This is a genomic window from Robertmurraya sp. (assembly GCF_036676585.1).
GTDB lineage: Bacteria > Bacillota > Bacilli > Bacillales > Cytobacillaceae > Robertmurraya_A.
The window spans coordinates 1-16,767 of sequence record NZ_JAKFCQ010000100.1; the positions used below are offsets into that span (position 1 = coordinate 1).

The 16,767-nt window shown below is 37.7% G+C and carries 22 protein-coding genes and 1 riboswitch; of the genes, 7 read left to right on the top strand and 15 right to left on the bottom strand.

Features of this window, described 5'->3' with window-relative positions; all coding sequences use genetic code 11:
- Positions 1 to 296: 296 nt before the first annotated feature.
- The 3 genes from ACGLXV_RS13790 to ACGLXV_RS13800 form a co-directional block, all read right to left on the bottom strand.
- Complete coding sequence (locus ACGLXV_RS13790) at positions 297 to 497, bottom strand: cold-shock protein (RefSeq protein ID WP_066056568.1); 201 nt, start codon at positions 495 to 497, stop codon at positions 297 to 299.
- A gap of 196 nt (positions 498 to 693) precedes the next feature.
- Positions 694 to 1,062: a hypothetical protein gene (locus ACGLXV_RS13795; RefSeq protein ID WP_391559078.1), complete on the bottom strand. Its 369-nt coding sequence runs from the start codon at positions 1,060 to 1,062 to the stop codon at positions 694 to 696.
- 148 nt (positions 1,063 to 1,210) lie between these two features.
- Complete coding sequence (locus tag ACGLXV_RS13800; RefSeq protein ID WP_391559079.1) at positions 1,211 to 1,546, bottom strand: zinc ribbon domain-containing protein YjdM; 336 nt, start codon at positions 1,544 to 1,546, stop codon at positions 1,211 to 1,213.
- Between the two features lie 149 nt (positions 1,547 to 1,695).
- On the opposite strand from ACGLXV_RS13800, the gene ACGLXV_RS13805 reads away from it, so the two are divergent.
- Positions 1,696 to 2,766: a sulfite oxidase gene (locus tag ACGLXV_RS13805; protein WP_391559080.1), complete on the top strand. Its 1,071-nt coding sequence runs from the start codon at positions 1,696 to 1,698 to the stop codon at positions 2,764 to 2,766.
- Positions 2,767 to 2,783: 17 nt separating this feature from the next.
- Here the strand turns inward: ACGLXV_RS13805 and ACGLXV_RS13810 are convergent, their stop codons facing one another.
- Positions 2,784 to 2,909 (bottom strand): hypothetical protein, encoded by a 126-nt coding sequence (locus ACGLXV_RS13810; RefSeq protein WP_391559081.1) that lies wholly within the window; start codon positions 2,907 to 2,909, stop codon positions 2,784 to 2,786.
- Positions 2,910 to 3,127: 218 nt separating this feature from the next.
- On the opposite strand from ACGLXV_RS13810, the gene ACGLXV_RS13815 reads away from it, so the two are divergent.
- The 3 genes from ACGLXV_RS13815 to ACGLXV_RS13825 all read left to right on the top strand — a co-directional run bounded on the left by ACGLXV_RS13815 (position 3,128) and on the right by ACGLXV_RS13825 (position 5,417).
- Positions 3,128 to 3,478, top strand: a complete 351-nt coding sequence (locus ACGLXV_RS13815; RefSeq protein WP_391559082.1) for a PadR family transcriptional regulator — start codon at positions 3,128 to 3,130, stop codon at positions 3,476 to 3,478.
- A complete protein-coding gene (locus tag ACGLXV_RS13820; RefSeq protein WP_391559083.1) occupies positions 3,456 to 4,127 on the top strand; it encodes a DUF1129 family protein in 672 nt (223 codons plus the stop codon). Before ACGLXV_RS13815 ends, ACGLXV_RS13820 begins: the two co-directional genes overlap by 23 nt.
- A gap of 180 nt (positions 4,128 to 4,307) precedes the next feature.
- Positions 4,308 to 5,417: a chitobiase/beta-hexosaminidase C-terminal domain-containing protein gene (locus ACGLXV_RS13825; RefSeq protein ID WP_391559084.1), complete on the top strand. Its 1,110-nt coding sequence runs from the start codon at positions 4,308 to 4,310 to the stop codon at positions 5,415 to 5,417.
- Positions 5,418 to 5,628: 211 nt separating this feature from the next.
- On the opposite strand, the gene ACGLXV_RS13830 is transcribed toward ACGLXV_RS13825, so the two are convergent.
- The 10 genes from ACGLXV_RS13830 to lepB all read right to left on the bottom strand — a co-directional run bounded on the left by ACGLXV_RS13830 (position 5,629) and on the right by lepB (position 13,726).
- The gene (locus ACGLXV_RS13830; protein ID WP_391559085.1) at positions 5,629 to 6,354 is read right to left on the bottom strand and encodes a LamB/YcsF family protein; all 726 of its coding nucleotides are present in this window, start codon (positions 6,352 to 6,354) and stop codon (positions 5,629 to 5,631) included.
- Between the two features lie 81 nt (positions 6,355 to 6,435).
- A complete protein-coding gene (locus ACGLXV_RS13835; RefSeq protein ID WP_391559086.1) occupies positions 6,436 to 7,086 on the bottom strand; it encodes a DUF1989 domain-containing protein in 651 nt (216 codons plus the stop codon).
- A gap of 27 nt (positions 7,087 to 7,113) precedes the next feature.
- Positions 7,114 to 7,827, bottom strand: coding sequence for an urea amidolyase associated protein UAAP1 (locus tag ACGLXV_RS13840; protein WP_391559087.1), 714 nt, complete (start codon positions 7,825 to 7,827; stop codon positions 7,114 to 7,116).
- A gap of 29 nt (positions 7,828 to 7,856) precedes the next feature.
- Positions 7,857 to 8,651, bottom strand: coding sequence for an ABC transporter ATP-binding protein (locus ACGLXV_RS13845; RefSeq protein WP_391559088.1), 795 nt, complete (start codon positions 8,649 to 8,651; stop codon positions 7,857 to 7,859).
- Complete coding sequence (locus ACGLXV_RS13850) at positions 8,652 to 9,467, bottom strand: ABC transporter permease (protein WP_119706969.1); 816 nt, start codon at positions 9,465 to 9,467, stop codon at positions 8,652 to 8,654.
- Positions 9,468 to 9,490: 23 nt separating this feature from the next.
- Complete coding sequence (locus tag ACGLXV_RS13855; protein ID WP_391559089.1) at positions 9,491 to 10,501, bottom strand: ABC transporter substrate-binding protein; 1,011 nt, start codon at positions 10,499 to 10,501, stop codon at positions 9,491 to 9,493.
- Between the two features lie 68 nt (positions 10,502 to 10,569).
- A riboswitch (guanidine-I (ykkC/yxkD leader) is annotated at positions 10,570 to 10,698 on the bottom strand.
- A 173-nt stretch (positions 10,699 to 10,871) separates the two neighbouring features.
- Complete coding sequence (locus tag ACGLXV_RS13860) at positions 10,872 to 11,726, bottom strand: manganese catalase family protein (RefSeq protein WP_391559090.1); 855 nt, start codon at positions 11,724 to 11,726, stop codon at positions 10,872 to 10,874.
- A 52-nt stretch (positions 11,727 to 11,778) separates the two neighbouring features.
- Positions 11,779 to 12,594, bottom strand: a complete 816-nt coding sequence (locus ACGLXV_RS13865) for a cytochrome c oxidase assembly protein (protein ID WP_391559091.1) — start codon at positions 12,592 to 12,594, stop codon at positions 11,779 to 11,781.
- Entirely contained in the window at positions 12,581 to 13,060 is a 480-nt protein-coding gene (locus tag ACGLXV_RS13870) for a DUF2243 domain-containing protein (RefSeq protein WP_391559092.1), read from the bottom strand. Before ACGLXV_RS13870 ends, ACGLXV_RS13865 begins: the two co-directional genes overlap by 14 nt.
- Positions 13,061 to 13,180: 120 nt before the next feature.
- Positions 13,181 to 13,726, bottom strand: coding sequence for a signal peptidase I (lepB, locus tag ACGLXV_RS13875; RefSeq protein ID WP_391559093.1), 546 nt, complete (start codon positions 13,724 to 13,726; stop codon positions 13,181 to 13,183).
- 169 nt (positions 13,727 to 13,895) lie between these two features.
- Here lepB and ACGLXV_RS13880 point away from each other — a divergent pair, with 169 nt between their 5' ends.
- Complete coding sequence (locus tag ACGLXV_RS13880) at positions 13,896 to 14,663, top strand: class I SAM-dependent methyltransferase (RefSeq protein WP_391559094.1); 768 nt, start codon at positions 13,896 to 13,898, stop codon at positions 14,661 to 14,663.
- Positions 14,664 to 14,708: 45 nt separating this feature from the next.
- Here the strand turns inward: ACGLXV_RS13880 and ACGLXV_RS13885 are convergent, their stop codons facing one another.
- Positions 14,709 to 14,984 (bottom strand): hypothetical protein, encoded by a 276-nt coding sequence (locus tag ACGLXV_RS13885; RefSeq protein WP_119706965.1) that lies wholly within the window; start codon positions 14,982 to 14,984, stop codon positions 14,709 to 14,711.
- A 248-nt stretch (positions 14,985 to 15,232) separates the two neighbouring features.
- Between ACGLXV_RS13885 and ACGLXV_RS13890 the strand changes: the two genes are divergently transcribed.
- On the top strand, positions 15,233 to 15,823 hold the full coding sequence (locus ACGLXV_RS13890) for a biotin transporter BioY (protein WP_119706964.1): 591 nt from the start codon (positions 15,233 to 15,235) through the stop codon (positions 15,821 to 15,823).
- A gap of 22 nt (positions 15,824 to 15,845) precedes the next feature.
- The coding region (gene bioB / locus ACGLXV_RS13895) for a biotin synthase BioB (protein WP_391559095.1) at positions 15,846 to 16,767 on the top strand (922 nt) is incomplete at its 3' end.

The following is a 16,767-nucleotide window of genomic DNA, read 5'->3' on the forward strand; positions in this document are numbered from 1 at the left end:
TGCAGGTGCTGAGGAACAGCTTGCTTCAATGGAAGAAATCACCGCTTCCGCTCATTCATTAGCTAAAATGGCTGAAGATCTTCAAGCAATGGTAAATACGTTCAAAGTGCATGAATAAGAAAAGCGCTAGGGCGCTGGAGTTAGACAATTCTCAAAGTCAAAAATCTTATACATTCTTATCTTTTAACAATAAAAATGGTGCTAAAACCTCAAAGGTTTTAGCACCATTTCTTTTATCTTAATGAGGCATAAAAAACAGATGGCCATTTGACCATCTGTTTTTACGTATATTTAACTTAAGCTTTTTTTACGTTCGTAGCTTGAAGTCCACGTTGACCTTGCTCAGTATCAAAAGTAACCTTTTGACCTTCGTCTAAAGATTTAAATCCTTCGCCTTGAATCGCTGAGAAGTGAACAAATACATCTTCTCCACCTTGAATCTCGATAAAACCGAAGCCTTTTTCTGCATTAAACCATTTTACTGTACCTTGTTGCATGTTGTTTCCTCCTGCGTGGAATACTCCACAATTAATACTATCATTGCTCAATGAGATATCAAAGGCGAAAAAGCTTTCACTATTTTTTCCTTACAGACCGAACAAAAATAATTCTATCTAAGAATAACAGGTTATGAGCAATAAAACAATGATAAGTAATAATTACATATATTCTCCAACCACATAGGAAATAAATTTATACAAATATTTTAGCTACTTTTGTCATTACTTTTTTGTCATTCGCAGTAAACTTTTTGGGCTTACTAGGAGTAGATAATTTTAAATTTCTCTGAATCTCTGAGGTAGTAATCTGAAGATAAAAAGCACTGGAATCTTCATCTCCTTCTAAGTACCCCTTTAGGATCTTCATTTTTTCAAGTGTGCCTGTAATTTTCTTACCATAATCCCACTTGATTTTATTTTTGTATCTTGAATCCAACTTTTCCTTTAAAGAAAAAGCCTCTTCTACTGCTTCTTCAGGTGTTTTAAAAAAGGAGTTCACTCTTTTGATTCCTTTTTTTCTAATTCCATCTGCTACTTGAGCTTGGTAACCGATTACAGTCATTTTTGGCCATCCTTCCTAAGGGTCTCTTGCCTTCTACAAATGAGAACTAGAAGACCATATGGATGTTCCCTTCCTACTAGTATATCCTTATATATCCAGTAAATACCACAAATATGTATTATACGGCTTTAATCAATCAATTTTTATGCTATATTTTCTTTACAAATTCCGATTTTAATTGCATCGCACCAAATCCATCAATTTTACAGTCAATATCATGATCGCCTTCGACAAGACGAATATTTTTCACCTTCGTACCGATCTTAATCACTGATGACGATCCCTTTACTTTTAGATCCTTAATAACTGAAACAGTGTCACCATCGTTTAGTACATTCCCGTTTGCATCCTTCACGACCTTTTGCTCTTCACTTATTTCACTTTCTGCTGTCCATTCATGTGCACACTCTGGACAAATATATAATGTACCATCTTCGTATGTGTATTCCGATTGGCACTTTGGACAATTTGGCAAGTTAGCCATTTGTATTCCTCCGATCAAACTAGTTTTAACCCTCTCTTATACTGCCAAATTGTCTTCGTAAAAACAAGGTCTTTTCAGCCACAAAAGACTATTTCATCCGGTAGCCACATATTCTTTACAAAACAATCTATCAAATTCGGAGGAGACAGATGAATAATCACTTCCAACCTAGTGCAAAACCTTATTTAATAACCAAAAGCCTTCATCCTGAGAATCAAGAGTCACCGATCTCCTTTCTAAACAACGACACCACTTCTTCTCGACTTTTCTATAGACGCAATCACTTTTCCTACCCAGCGCTCTCATACTCTAGCTACTGGCTGCCCGTTAGTGGTCATGTGAAAAAACCATTGTTTTTTTCATTACAACAACTAACCCAATTACCCTCAAAACAGGTAAAGGTAGTTCTTGAATGTTCAGGGAATAAGCGAAGCTTTTTCGAGCCGAAAGTGTTTGGTGAGCAGTGGGAAAAAGGGGCGGTGAGCCAAGGACTTTGGAAAGGTGTACCATTAAGAAATGTACTAGAACTTGCAGGTATAAAAGAAAGTGCTTTAGAAGTAGTTGTTGAAGGATTTGATTATGGGGAGCGTAAAGACACTGATCAATTAGTCTCTTACACTCGAAGTCTTCCTTTAGAAAAAGCTCTTCATCCAGACACGATTATTGCTTATGAATTTAATGGCAAACCTATCCCTTTTAAGCACGGCTTTCCTTTAAGACTAATTGTTCCACAGTGGTATGCTATGGCCTCGGTTAAATGGATTAAGCAAATAATCGTTACTGATTCTCCATTTACAGGTCCCTTTCAAACGATTGATTATGTATATTACCCGTACAAAGAAAGCAACAAAGAAGCTGTTCCAGTGACCACAATCCATGTAAATTCAACGATTCAGCAGCCACTGGATAGAGATATTTTACAAACGGGCACACACACAATAAGGGGAATAGCCTGTACTGGCCAAGGACATATAATAAAGGTTGAAATTAGTACTGACAATGGAGGATCGTGGTACGATGCAAACATAGAAACCTTGGACCCTAATGGTTATCCTTGGACTACTTGGTACTATCACTGGAGAGCTGAGCAAAAAGGTGAATACACCATTATGTCTAGAGCTACCGACTCGGATAATCGTGTTCAACCAAAAAAGCCTTTTTGGAATCGAAAAGGCTATGGCTATCATGCAATCGACAAGATAATGGTAAAAATAGAATAAATGAAAAGAAGGGATCTTTAAGCGTCCCTTCTTTTCTCCATATTCAAAGTATCGACCAAATCAATTAGCTCCTGTAAGTCTGTAATTATATAGTCTGGCAAAACCTCTTCCCAATGAACATCCTTCTTCCAAACTCCAATCATACCCGTATCCATACTGCCCTTAACATTAACACCGCCTTAATCACAAAATCCCCCCCTATTCTTGTATATAAATAATCTTAGTGCAGAGAGGGGGATTTTTCCATATTGACAAATAAAAACCAGTTACTTACAATAAAGGTAACTACCATGTATAACAAAGTAGTTGTTTTTTCTAAAGCTATCTTGTTATGCAATGTACCAGGAAGTGGGTATGCTTTATGTCTTTTCGAAGTCAGCTATTAAAAGGGATTATGGATGGCTGTGTTTTAGCGGTAATTGAGAAGGAAGCTGTGTATGGTTATGAACTTTCTAAAAAGCTTCAAGACATTGGTTTAAGTGATGTGAGTGAAGGAACCATTTATCCTGTTCTTCTTCGTCTTCAAAAAAACGGCCTCATTCGGGGAGAAATGAAGCCGTCTGAATCTGGACCTAATCGAAAGTATTATTATCTAACAGATGCTGGAAAAGAGGCGCTAGAAACCATCGCATTAGAGTGGGAGCAGGTTTTTCTTCCCGTTCATTCTTTATTTCAAAGGAGGATTAATAATGAAAGCAAAGCAACTGATTGAAGAAAATAATCGAAAGCGCGAAGGGTTAACCAAAGAAAATGAAAAATATTATGGTGACATGCTAGTATACATTCGACTGCAACTAACCCTCTCGGAGCAACAGTCCGAGGAAGTGTTAATGGAAATGCTCGACCATTTATTAGAGGCTCAAAACGAAGGTAAAACAGCTAAAGAAATCTTTGGACCCAATCCTAAGCAGTATGCTGATGAGATCATTGAAAACCTTCCAAAGGAAAAAAAGCGCCAAGTACTTCCATTCATAAGTGGTCTCGCATTAAATGTAATAAGTTATATGTTAATCATACGTTCTATCGTTATTCTGATCGGATCTCAATTCAAAGAAATAACAACGACGGTGTATCCTCTTACCTCTATCATTGTTTTTAGTGTTATATTAGCTAGTATATCCTTTGGAGTTTGGTATATTTTTAAAATTATTAAGGACTCACTCTTCCTTGAAAAGCCGAATAATAAAAAGGATATGATAAAGGCAGGTATTTTCGGGAGTGTATCAATGGCTTTAATCATTGTTGCAAGCAAACTGATGCCAGAGATTGGACCTTCCTTTTCCCTTTCTTGGTGGGCTTCCCTTTTATGCGGTTGCATCATTTGGATCGCTGGGTATGGAGTGAAAAAAATTGAGGCTTAACTACCAGGAGAATAGAACCGTTTTTTATGAAGGAGCTACATGAAATTGTAGCTCTTTCTTGTTTTAAAAGGATTTGCAAACTTTTTCCTAAGAAAAAAGGAAAAAGGCTATCTTTTTATGAAAGCGCTTATAATCTATGATTAGCCTTGTATTTTACTATGTTAATAGGAGGAAGATTTCATGAAGAGATTAGTAATGAAAGGCATATGCGCACTACTTTTAGTCGTCCTCGCATTTCAAGCATTTGCACCTATAGGACAAGCAAAGCAACTAAATTCAAACGGTCAAATTGCTTCACCAGAAGCCTCCATTGAATCAGGTACATATTACAAGTCACAAACAGTTGAACTACAATCCTCAACACCAGGTGTAAATATCTATTACACACTGGATGGATCAACACCTTCAAAAGATAGTTACTTATATTCTGCACCCATTACAGTTACCAAAGATACCACTGTGAAAGCCATTGCCATTCGTGGGAATGCTAATAGCAAAGCATTAGAAGTTAATAACGGAGAAACGATAAGTGCGGTATCCTCGTTCACTTATACATTCACAACAAAAGAAGCCATTGCTTCAAAATTCTTAAGTTTCACCTACAATGACATGCCTTATCGCCTTTATGTACCAGAAAATTATGATCCTTCAAAATCGTACCCGCTAGTTCTATTCCTACATGGAGGCGGAGAGCGAGGTACTGATAACGAAAAGCAAATCCTAGCCAATGATGGTGCTGTGATCTGGGCAGCTCCTGAAAATCAAGCAAAGAATCCTGCCTTTGTCCTTGCCCCTCAAGCACGTAATGTACACGATGGTGGGTTTGGAATCACTAGAGACACAAATAATATTATTAGTCTAAACAGAGTGTTCGAGTTTTCCCAAGACTTAGAAACTGCTTATAATATTCTTCAAAAAGTTAGAAATGAATACAATATTGATAGCAACCGACTATACTCTACTGGATTGTCTCAAGGTGGATTTGGTACGTTCAATCTGAACATAAGATATCCTGATCTATTTGCTGCCATGGTACCAATTGCTGGTGGTGGAGATCCAGCTCAAGCCTCTAAGCTAGTGAATAAACCAATATGGGCATTCCATGCAGTAGATGACATTATCATCCCGGTATCTTACTCACAAAACATTGTAGCAGCGATTCAGAATGCTGGTGGAAATCCAATTTATACGGAGTATCCAGCAGAGCTTGGATATAACCATGGTTCATGGGTACCAGCTTATGAAAATAAAGAAATGATTGAATGGGTATTTAAACAAGTGAAAAAGTAAAGAAACAAAAAGGTGTCAGAATCTATGTCTGACACCTTTTTATATTCAAGATTTGCAACAAAAATTCCTCATGTAGCATGGAATTATTTTAAACATTACTTCTCAAACTACTACTATGAAGAAACTATTAAAACACTCACTTCTCATATTAGCAATTATACTTTGGTGCTTGTTATTTGTTTATTATCTTCATATAGAAGGAATTTTCAACTTACTTAACTATTAGCAATTTCCTCCCTATTTGCCAGCCATTTTCTAATAAGGCTTCTCGAACCGATCTCATAATTGCTGGTGCATTAGGTGTATCACTATGCACACAAATCGTTTCAACTGGGCTTTCCTCCAACAATTGCAAAGCCCTTTTGGCCATTTCGTTTGGCTGTCCGATTTCCTCTAACGTCCAGCCGAACATTTTCACATAATTATTTACATACGGTCGATCAGCAAAATATTCGCTCACTACGTTTAATTTTGCTTCTTTTGCCGCATGATAAAGCTCTGAATTAGGCAATGTATAGATCTCAATTTCACGATTGAAGTCCAACACGGCTTCCACCGTTACTTCCGCTAACTCTCTTTTTTCAGCTGTCATCATATAAAGAGCACCATGCGGTTTTATATGAGACAATGATGTATTACTTTTTTGCAAAAAACCAGCAAGAGCTCCGAGCTGGTAAAGAGTATAATCGTATATCTCTTGTGGTTTAACCTTCATTTCACGACGCCCAAAGCCTAGTCTATCGGGTAATCCTATATGTGCTCCAACCCTTACACCATATTGAGTTGCCAACTCAACAGATTCCCGCATAACATGTGGGTCCCCTGCATGAAAACCACACGCAATATTAGCAGAGCTTATTAATGGCATAAGTTCCTCATCAGCACCATATTTATACAGGCCAAAACTTTCGCCCATATCACAGTTTAAATCAATCAATTTCTCCAGAACAATTCCTCCTTTTGATGTATTACACTTCCGTTAAAAAGGTCATTTGAGAAAGCAACTCTACCTAACAGTCTACGATTCCCAAATATAGACTTTAATAGGTGTTGGGTTGTAGTCATTACATGGGTTATTTAGCTGTGAGCAGTTGCTAAGAAGAACCATTGTGCTACATTTAGCTTTTAGCTCAACATAGCTTCCTGGAGCAGAAATACCATCAACAAATTCAATGGCACCATCCTGAGTAAATGGTACAATACAAAAGAAGTTTACGCTTGGTGGTAGATCCCTTTTTGTATATCCCGCATGATTTTCTTCCATCAAAAGCAAAAAGGTATCACGGCAGTTATGCATATCAATCTTGTCATGTCCGTATCGGACCGTATTGCTTTGTGCAGAACAAAAACTAAACCATGCATCATGACAACCAACCGTATCTGCAACGATGGTGACGAGCTCTTTACCTGATTCAGTAAGTAGGGTCGAACCGGTTTTTAGGTAAATATTCCCCTGCTCAGCAATAGTTAAAACTATACTATAGTGATCATCAGGATTCTCCGCATCATAAAACAAAGCATCCACTGATTGGTTTCCTTCTAAGTCCACGATTCTAATTACTTGCCCGGGTAGAAGCTTATGCATAAATCCTTTTCCAGCCAAGATGGTTTCACTATAAATCGCATCCTTAGCCTTACGTGGACTTTCCACTTTCGTTAGAATAGGCATTTATTTGTCCTCCTTCTGGGAAAAGTATCAGTATAAAGCGTAATAAGCCCATGTATTTTCAAATGCACGCCGATTTTCTGGACGATTATTAACACAGATGTCATCCTCTTCTACTGATGGTGAAGAGTGAACCTCCATTTTGACAGGTACAGCCGGATACTCTGTCTTTGGATCTAGAGGATTGGGTGTATTAGAAAGGACAACTAACAGATCCATCTCCGTTCTCAAGGTCACGGTAGCACCTTTTGGACAATGATTTTTTTGGAATGTTAATTGACCATTTTCATCTGTAGCTATTTTAGAAAATAAATTGACTACTGGTACTAAATCACGTGCCCCTAGGCCATTTCGTGCAAGCTCGGTAATCAAGTTTTCTCGACCACTTCGAAACCACTCATTTCGCTGCATTTGATAGGTGGTTACTCCATATTTTGCATCCGTTTTCTCACGAGTTGTACATCCAGCGATTGGATCATGCCAGCCAACACTGTCTTCTACAATACTTGCCAACACTCGGCCATTATCACTTAAAAGAACATGACCTTTTGTTAAATGGCTTGTAAACTGAGACTTTAGAGTGTCAGACATAACATAGCGCTCGGCTAAGTCCCTCGCGTTATAAAAAAGAATTGATACATTCGCACCTTCCTCAAGTGCAGTAAACCGAATAATCTTCCCCCGTTTAATAAACCCTGACCATTTTCCACCAGGAGAAAGAATGGTCGACCAAACGTGTGTCATCCTCTTTTCCCTCCTTTTAACCATCATTATCAATGCTTCAGTAGTGTAATGATATGTTTCTTTAGTTTCATAAATCGGTCCACTTCTACTAGCTCACCATTTTTAAATAATTGAAGATCAGCGTTGATTTCCTCCTTTATTTTTCCAGGGCGAGCGTCCATTACGTAAATTCGTTGGGAAAGAAAGATAGATTCATCAATGTCGTGGGTAATGAAGACAATGGTTGTTTTTTCTTTTTTCCAAATATCTAATAGCAACTGCTGCATGGACTGCTTCGTTTGTGCATCGAGTGCGCCGAACGGTTCATCCATCAACAATACCTCTGGGTTATTTGCTAACGAACGGGCAATGGCAACACGCTGCTTCATACCACCTGATAATTCTTTTCCATAAGAATTGGCAAACCGCTCAAGACCAACAAGTTCTAAGTATTTATCTGAGATGTCTTTCCGTTCCTTCGAGCTAACACCTTTTAACTTCAAACCAAATTCAATATTCTCACGAACGGTCAACCATGGAAAAAGGGTATAAGATTGGAAGACCATCCCCCTCTTGACGCTTGGACCTTGTACTTCCTCACCCGATACTTTAACTGACCCAGACGTTGCTTCTTCTAGACCAGCTAATATACGAAGAATCGTTGATTTCCCACAGCCAGATGGTCCCAAAACGGAAACAAACTCCTCATTTTTCACATATAAAGAAACATCCTCCAAAGCTTGGAACGTACGGTTTTTCGTTTCGTAGATTTTTGATAATCCATTGATTTCAATTTCAATGTCAACTGGATCAACTACCACTTTTGGCTGTACAATAGTAACCATTTAATTCCCACCTTCCACCCAAGGAAATAACTTTTTATTCGCAATCGCAAATGCTCTATCAATGATTAGCCCTAATAAACCAATGACAATAATCCCTACAAAGATAGACTCTGTATCTAAGAATCTCTGTGCCTTCATAATGAAATAGCCAAGTCCATTATTCGCTGCCACCAGCTCAGCAACGACTAAATATGTCCAAGCCCAACCCATAATCAGGCGAAGGGTTGTCATGAGTTTTGGTAGTAACGCGGGAATGATGACTTTAAAAATCACTTGCTTTCGGTTCGCACCGAGAGTATAAGAAGCGTACAGCAAATCTTTGCTAATACGATTGGTATCATCGGCCACCATCAAGATGAGCTGAAAGAAACAACCAATGAAGATCACCAAAATCTTGGCTGTTTCCCCAATTCCTGCCCATACCATGATAAGAGGAATAAAGGCTGCTGCAGGCATATATCGGATAAACTCTGACATTGGTAAAATAAATGATTCTGCGAATTTAAAGGTTCCAGCCAATATTCCAAGCGGAATACCAATTACACAAGCCAGTAAAAACCCCATAAATACACGATACACACTTATTCCAATATGCTCCCAAAACTCTGCGCTTCCAAAAGATTGTGCTAACGAAAGGACCACTCCATTTGGGGTTGGGAGGAAGACTTCATCAACTATGTTAATAAACCTAATACCGCCCCAGAAAAGGAAGAGTAATAGAAAGGTAATACATACTCCAAACAAATACCATTTTTTTGGTACCTCTTCACGTATAGAAGTTAAGCTTCTAATTGTTCTATTTTTTGGTAGATTCATTTCACTCATCCTTTCTATTCTTATTATTTTGAAACATTTTCAACAAAGGACGAATCAACAAAATCGGAGAAGTCAGGTATTTCATCCACATAATCCTGTCTCTTTAAGAACTCTGCATTTTTTTCTGCGGTATAATAGAACGAATCATAACTGTTTCCTTCTTTAAAGGATGCAAGATTATCTTCAGGAGAAAACATTTTAAACCCTTTAAATCCTTCTGTTAACTCTTCACTAGTAATACCAGCCTCTTTTGCAATTATGTCAATGGATTCTTCCGGGTTCTTTTCCAAGTAGTCAACTGCATCAAACCAAGCATTTACAATCTTTTGTAACTCTTCTTTCTTCTCTTTTGTAACATCATCTCGAACAACAAACACGTCAGATACTAACCCAGGATAATCAGCAGAAGTAACCAGTTTATGTGTTCCTTCCTTGGCAACTGCTTTGCTTAAGAATGGCTCCCAAAGTCCAGCTGCATCAATATTTCCGGATAGAAAAGCATTCCCTGCATCTGGTACAGTCAGGTTTGTGAATTTCACATCAGATTCCGTCATACCTGCATCTTCAAGAGCAGTCAGTAGGAAGAAGTGTTCAATCGTACCTAGTTCCGTACCTACAGATCTTCCTTTTAAATCTTCAACCGATTGAATATCATTTGTCGCAACAATTCCATCGCCACCGATTGAATTATCTGTAATAAAAATTGTTTTTAAATCAATTCCTTTATCTAAAGGGGGAATCGCATCTAACAACGCTTGAGTATTTCCATCGATTTTTCCTGTATTTAAGGCCGATAAAGAGTCAGCATAGACTGGAAAATAGACCAATTCAACATCAACACCATACTTTTCAAAGAATCCCTTTTGATCGACGAGATGCCATAAGTACCAGCTAGGTAGAGCACTAAAACCAATTTTAACGGTACTGCCACTGGATTCACTTCCAGAAGTTTCTTTTGTTGAACTTCCACAAGCACTTAAGACCATTGTTCCAACCAATACGACTGCTAAAAATACAAACTTCATTTTTCTCATTCTCTTCACCTCATTGTTAGATTTTGTTTTTAAAAAAATAAAAGAAGGATAAAAGATTGAGAGAATGAATCTCCCAGGCTTTTATCCTTCCGTGTATATAGAAAAAAAATTCTATACGCTCTCTCTTGGACCAGACTTGATACTAGTGTAAGGGGTGGATCATACACTAAACCAACGGAACCCTAGACAGCTTTTTGCTCTCACCGATACTGCTTAGAGAGCCTTTATGTAATTTTGATGATGATCTATGTTGGTTTAAGTATATATGGATTACAAAACTCCCCCAACACTCATGTTACATTTTCTAACACAGTTTTTATTTTCCACATAAAAAGCACTTCCATATTTCGAAGTGCTTCTTGGTTTTTATTTAATTATTTAAATCACTTAATCCTGGTGCGTGTTCATTTGGCATTTCTGGCATTTGTGGAACTGGGTAGCCCGCAGGCGGTTCTATCACCCTCAGCTCTCCTCCGTTTCTACTAGGAGTTTGTCCTGAGAAGATTTCTCCCATTAAAGTAGCATCAAGTCTGAAATTAAACTGTGCGTTATGGAAGCCCATATCCACATATTTTTTACATTCAGGGTATTTATTAATATCATAGTTAGGAATAGGGAAAAGCTTCCCCCAATCCACTCCTAAAGTCTCTAATGCTTTTGCAAATGCATTTTGATGAGCATTATCACGCACAATTAAAAAGGCAAGTGTTTCACGGAATGCTTTGTTATCACTCATCTCATAAATACGCGACTTTTGTAATACACCTGTTGATTCAAGAACAACATTATCTAAAAGATTAGCTACTAAATTTCCGTGGTCATACACATAGTTCCCATTCCACGGGTTACCAGCAGCATCTACCGGAAGAGAAGCTTTTGCTCCCATTATGTAGTGATGTGGATTCGCATGTTTAATTGCCTCATCAAGCGGTGCATCATCTACACCTGCGTTTCCAGGCATATCTAAACCAGACTCATTCAGTAGTTGATTAATGGTTGATTGAACAAGCTCCACATGAGATAGTTCTTCAAGAAATACACCACGAATTAAATCACGATAAGGTTTAGCATTTCCTCTAAAATTTGCACTTTGGAACGAGAATTGCATCATGGTTCTCATCTCACCAAATCGTCCACCCAATGCTTCCTGGAGAACCTTAGCCGCTGCTGGATCTGGCTTGTCAGGTACAATCATATTAATTAAATCCTCTTTATAAAAATACATATTTTCACCTCACTATAATTTAACCTTCATAGCTTCTGATAAAAACATGAATTTATACTATTCCTAAAGCTTTTTGTCTTCCTTCTTTCTTTCCGTTATGAAAGCGGCTTGAACCGAGCCATTTCAGACAGAAAAGATAAATAACCACTATATCAATTACGTCTCCCCCATAATACATAATCATCCCACCGATTTCGCTTTGTGTAGCAGATACTCCGTTGGGAGGATGTGCGTAGATATATTTTGCGAGAATCCCATGACCTCCTAAAGCACAAACCAATACAATTGCCCGAAATAAAAAAGGAAATCGATATGGCATTGGATCAATAGAGATAAAGGATAAAGTAAACACATAGCCTGCCATAAAGATATGAAGATGTACGAGAAAATGAAGATAAGGATATTCATGCATGTAACCATACAAATTGGTTGTGTACACTAGCCAAAGTCCACCTATATTTAGTATGGCGGCAACAACGGGGTGAGTGAAAAATCGTAATGGAAAACTCTTTAGAATCTTGGATAAACGGCGGGCTAAATATACCGGTAATGTTCGAAGAAAAAGTGTCATCGGAGCAGCTAATACCAATAGTAAGGGGGCTACCATCCCCAATAATAAATGACATATCATATGTATCTTAAAATCAACGTGGGAAAGTATTGCTAATGGGCCAATTGAAGAAATAGCAACACATAGAAAACAACAGCTAAAAAGGAAGGAGCGATAATATGGCCATTTCTTACCTTGTTTCATTGCAGCTGTCACATACATAACCAGCAGCACCGTAAAAGGAATCAGTAAAAATTTTGAACCATATACTAAATTCTCAGTACCACAAATGGCTTGAATGTAACTATCGACCCCCATTTGCAATACCTCCCCAGTTCTCACTTTTTGTTTTACGCACCGATAGGAGCAAACCTATAACTACTAACACAACCGCTAGAATATTCCAAATCAAGTCATAAAACAAAACATTTTCAACATATCTAATTTGGTGGATACGCAATAGCTTATGCTGAATTGTTCCATCGTACAATTGGAAGAGACCGGCCCCGAGAAATATTCCACCTATCCATCTAGGGATCTGTAATGCTTTTTGTCTTCGAAGATGGGAAAACAGAAATAACCCTGCTATCGTAGCAAACCAACTAAATGCATGAAATAAACCATCTGAGATTAATCCAATTTCGGTTGTTAGCTTGTCATAGAAATGATGCCAATGTAATATTTGATGAAATACAGTCTCGTCAATAAACGCTACAAGGCCGATTCCAAATAAAAAACCGGACCAAAAATTACTCCTCATATAAGCTTCCTTGTTATTGGTCATAGTACTTCTCCTTTTAGTCAGAGTACCTTTATAAAACATATCATTTCACCTGGCAAAAAAAATAACCGTACTTCAAGCTCGAAGTAGGTTATCTTTAGATTTATTGTTTTTACTAAACAGTTATTCAGGCATACCAATTTTTCTTAAAGGATAAATCTGTAACTTCACTTCTCCTATTAAAGAAGACACAGGAATTGGGCCAAAAAATCGACTATCCTTACTATGTAGCCTGTTATCTCCCATAACAAATAACGCTCCATCAGGCACGACTGATTCCCCTGTTAATTCCTTTAGTGTAAAGTCTCCTGTCAACTTATCGAATAGTAGATCTTTTTTTATATCCTCTAAGTAAGGTTCTTCCATCGGTTTTCCATTGATATAAAGTGTATCATCTTTCACTTCTACCTGATCTCCAGGCAATCCAATTACCCTTTTAATATACCGCTCATCTGAATCTGGAGCGTTAAATACTATTAGGTCAAATCGTTGAATATCCGATACTTTACTTACCAACAGCCGGTCATGTTCTTCAAAGGTTGGTAACATAGATTCCCCATAAACGATCGCAGGTGAGAATAGGAAATGACGACAAATAAAAGCAACAATAAATGCAAACACAATTGATTTACACCATGAATAAACTTCCTTTTTTGTAGTATCGCTCACATCGATTTTCCTCCTTTGTTTAAATGATTACATCACTGCTTTCTAGGTTATATTAATTTCCCCTTATTTCGACCGCTTATCTATACCATATCATATTCCTGTTGGAAAATTTTTCTTAAATGCATAAATATGTTAAAATTTTGATAATTCAAACAAGGGAGAGTTGGGTATGGAGAATGTTTCACATCAAACAGATCAATGGAATGCGAACTTATACGATAAAAATCACTCATTTGTCTCGAAATACGGGAATAGTCTCATTGAATTGTTAGCCCCCCTCAAAGGAGAGCGAATCCTTGATTTAGGATGCGGAACCGGTGATTTGGCGAAAAGATTATTTGAACAAGGGGTCCAAGTGATAGGGGTAGATAAATCAAATAATATGATTGCACAAGCATTAGAAAAATATCCTGAAATACCATTTTTCGTCCAAGATGCAACAGAACTACTTTATACAAGTGAATTTGATGCTGTTTTTTCTAATGCTACTCTTCATTGGGTAACACAACCTAAGCAAGCTTTAGAATGTATATACAAAAGCTTAAAACAAGGCGGAAGATTCGTAGCAGAATTCGGTGGTAAAGGGAATGTACAAACCATTATTAATGAAATAAGCCATCAATTAGGGAGAGATAGCCATAGAACTGATTTCCCATGGTATTATCCTAGTATTGGTGAATATTCTTCGTTAATGGAGACAGTTGGTTTTAGAGTTACACTTGCCCAACACTATGATAGACCAACTCCCCTAGAAGGGCCGAACGGTTTAAAGAACTGGATAAAGATGTTCGCACTGAGTTTTTTTCGTGGATTAGATGAGGAGAAGCAAGAGGAAATCATCAAAAGGATAGAACATCAACTAAAATCAAGCTTATTTCACGATAATCAATGGATTGCGGATTATAAAAGAATTCGTGTCATTGCCGTCAAGGAATAATAAAAGGCATCAAGATGAAAATCCATCTTGATGCCTTTCGATTTTTTATTGTTTAACTTCTTCCCAATAATATTGTATGGCTTCCTTTCGAACAACTTCTGGGCAGTCAACCTCTTTGTCCCAATGATCGTAGTTATTCTCACCATTCACATGTTGGATATCTACACTGTAGTATTTATCTTTATATTTAAAAATGATAACGACCATTTCAGAGTAACCGGCATCATCATTTCCAAGTTCTTGGACAAATTCTAATCCATAGGCTTCGTGGTTTTTTCGTTCAACAACAGAATCAAGTATTACATCTTTAGGAAACTTCATCTTTCTCTTCTCTTCCCTTCCATTTTATAAGCGTATTTTACTACGGTTATGAGGAAAAAGAAACATGATTTAACGAAAGGAATATGACAATTTTTTGAGCTTTTCTGAAAGGATAATCTCAAAGGCTAATGTTCGTTTTTTCTATAGGTAAGAATAACTTTTTTGTTAACCTAAAAAATATTTAGTTGACAAAAAAGACTCTGAAAATTTATTCTTTATTTATATAAAAAAATAAAGGGGATACTTTTATGAAATTAAAAACAATTGATCTTACACTAGCAGCGATGTTTGTTGCATTAATGGCTGTAGGTGCAAACATTACCTCTTTTGTGCCATTTTTGGTGGTAGGTGGAGTTCCAATTACTCTACAAACTTTTTTTGCTATTTTAGCAGGTTTGATTCTTGGTAGTCGTTTAGGGACGATTTCCATGACTGTTTATGCGCTTGTAGGATTAGTGGGCGTTCCTGTTTTCGCCAAATTCGGAGCTGGTTTTTCCACTCTCTTGAGTCCTACCTTTGGATTTATCGTTTCATATGTTATTGCTGTTTTTGTAGTAGGAAAAATCGTAGAAAAGAACCGATCCCTTTCTGGCTTCATCACAGCTGCTATGGTCGGACTTGTTATTAATTATGTATTCGGAACAAATTGGATGTACGCGGCATACAAACTTTGGGCGGCAGCCCCTGAAGGTTTTACTTACCAAATGGCTTGGTCTTGGATGGTCGTTCCAATGCCAAAAGATATTATTCTTACAGTACTAGCTGCAATTCTTGCTATTAGACTAGAAAAAACAGTTTTATCAAAGGGTAGCTTCAAACATTTAAAAAGAACTGCTTAATAGCGGAAAGAGAGGATACATGGTGAATAACTGGAAAAAACTTGCTCTTGATGTATTAAATGGCCACGAGCTCACGAATGATGAGGCGTTAAATATCCTTGCTTGCCCTGACAATGAGCTGCTTGAGATCCTTCAGGCAGCTTATGTGATACGAAGTCATTATTACGGCAACAAAGTAAAGCTTAACATGATCATCAACACCAAATCAGGACTATGTCCAGAAAATTGTGGTTACTGTGCCCAATCCAGTATCTCAAGCGCACCTATCCAAAAATACCGAATGATGGATAAGGAAACGATTCTACAAGGTGCCGAACGCGCCTATCATCTAAACGCCGGCACGTACTGTATAGTTGCAAGTGGCAGAGGTCCAAGCGACAAAGAAGTGGATATTGTCACTTCTGCCGTCGAGGAGATAAAGGATAAATACGGTCTGAAGGTTTGTGCTTGCCTGGGGCTACTCAACCCACATCAGGCAAAACGATTAAAGGAGTCAGGAGTCGACAGATACAATCATAATATTAACACGTCAGAGAGTCACCATGAATCCATTACTACCTCCCATACATATGAAGACCGAGTAAACACAGTCGAGTTAGTAAAGAACGCAGGTATCTCTCCATGCTCTGGAGTCATTATTGGTATGAAGGAAACGCAACAAGATGTTATTGACATGGCGAGAAGCCTAAAAGCATTGGATGCTGATTCTATCCCTGTCAATTTCCTTCATGCCATTGATGGTACACCCCTTCAAGGAGTAAATGAGTTAAATCCCCGTTATTGCTTAAAAGTTCTTTGCTTAATGCGCTTTATTAATCCATCGAAGGAAATTCGGATTTCTGGCGGCCGAGAAGTTAATCTTAGGAGTCTTCAACCTCTCGGATTGTACCCAGCTAATTCTATTTTTGTGGGTGACTATTTAACAACAGCTGGGCAAGAAACAA

Coding starts and splice junctions, on each gene's coding strand:
- ACGLXV_RS13845 (WP_391559088.1), bottom strand. CDS start 8,651: ATGGTTACTATTGTACAGCCAAAAGTGGTAGTTGATCCAGTTGACATT.
- ACGLXV_RS13800 (WP_391559079.1), bottom strand. CDS start 1,546: ATGGCTAACTTGCCAAATTGTCCAAAGTGCCAATCGGAATACACATAC.
- ACGLXV_RS13860 (WP_391559090.1), bottom strand. CDS start 11,726: ATGTATTTTTATAAAGAGGATTTAATTAATATGATTGTACCTGACAAG.
- ACGLXV_RS13805 (WP_391559080.1), top strand. CDS start 1,696: ATGAATAATCACTTCCAACCTAGTGCAAAACCTTATTTAATAACCAAA.
- ACGLXV_RS13825 (WP_391559084.1), top strand. CDS start 4,308: ATGAAGAGATTAGTAATGAAAGGCATATGCGCACTACTTTTAGTCGTC.
- ACGLXV_RS13835 (WP_391559086.1), bottom strand. CDS start 7,086: ATGCCTATTCTAACGAAAGTGGAAAGTCCACGTAAGGCTAAGGATGCG.
- ACGLXV_RS13885 (WP_119706965.1), bottom strand. CDS start 14,984: ATGAAGTTTCCTAAAGATGTAATACTTGATTCTGTTGTTGAACGAAAA.
- ACGLXV_RS13815 (WP_391559082.1), top strand. CDS start 3,128: ATGTCTTTTCGAAGTCAGCTATTAAAAGGGATTATGGATGGCTGTGTT.
- ACGLXV_RS13810 (WP_391559081.1), bottom strand. CDS start 2,909: ATGATTGGAGTTTGGAAGAAGGATGTTCATTGGGAAGAGGTTTTGCCA.
- ACGLXV_RS13820 (WP_391559083.1), top strand. CDS start 3,456: ATGAAAGCAAAGCAACTGATTGAAGAAAATAATCGAAAGCGCGAAGGG.
- ACGLXV_RS13855 (WP_391559089.1), bottom strand. CDS start 10,501: ATGAGAAAAATGAAGTTTGTATTTTTAGCAGTCGTATTGGTTGGAACA.
- ACGLXV_RS13890 (WP_119706964.1), top strand. CDS start 15,233: ATGAAATTAAAAACAATTGATCTTACACTAGCAGCGATGTTTGTTGCA.
- ACGLXV_RS13880 (WP_391559094.1), top strand. CDS start 13,896: ATGGAGAATGTTTCACATCAAACAGATCAATGGAATGCGAACTTATAC.
- ACGLXV_RS13790 (WP_066056568.1), bottom strand. CDS start 497: ATGCAACAAGGTACAGTAAAATGGTTTAATGCAGAAAAAGGCTTCGGT.
- ACGLXV_RS13850 (WP_119706969.1), bottom strand. CDS start 9,467: ATGAATCTACCAAAAAATAGAACAATTAGAAGCTTAACTTCTATACGT.
- ACGLXV_RS13795 (WP_391559078.1), bottom strand. CDS start 1,062: ATGACTGTAATCGGTTACCAAGCTCAAGTAGCAGATGGAATTAGAAAA.
- ACGLXV_RS13870 (WP_391559092.1), bottom strand. CDS start 13,060: ATGACCAATAACAAGGAAGCTTATATGAGGAGTAATTTTTGGTCCGGT.
- ACGLXV_RS13840 (WP_391559087.1), bottom strand. CDS start 7,827: ATGACACACGTTTGGTCGACCATTCTTTCTCCTGGTGGAAAATGGTCA.
- ACGLXV_RS13865 (WP_391559091.1), bottom strand. CDS start 12,594: ATGGGGGTCGATAGTTACATTCAAGCCATTTGTGGTACTGAGAATTTA.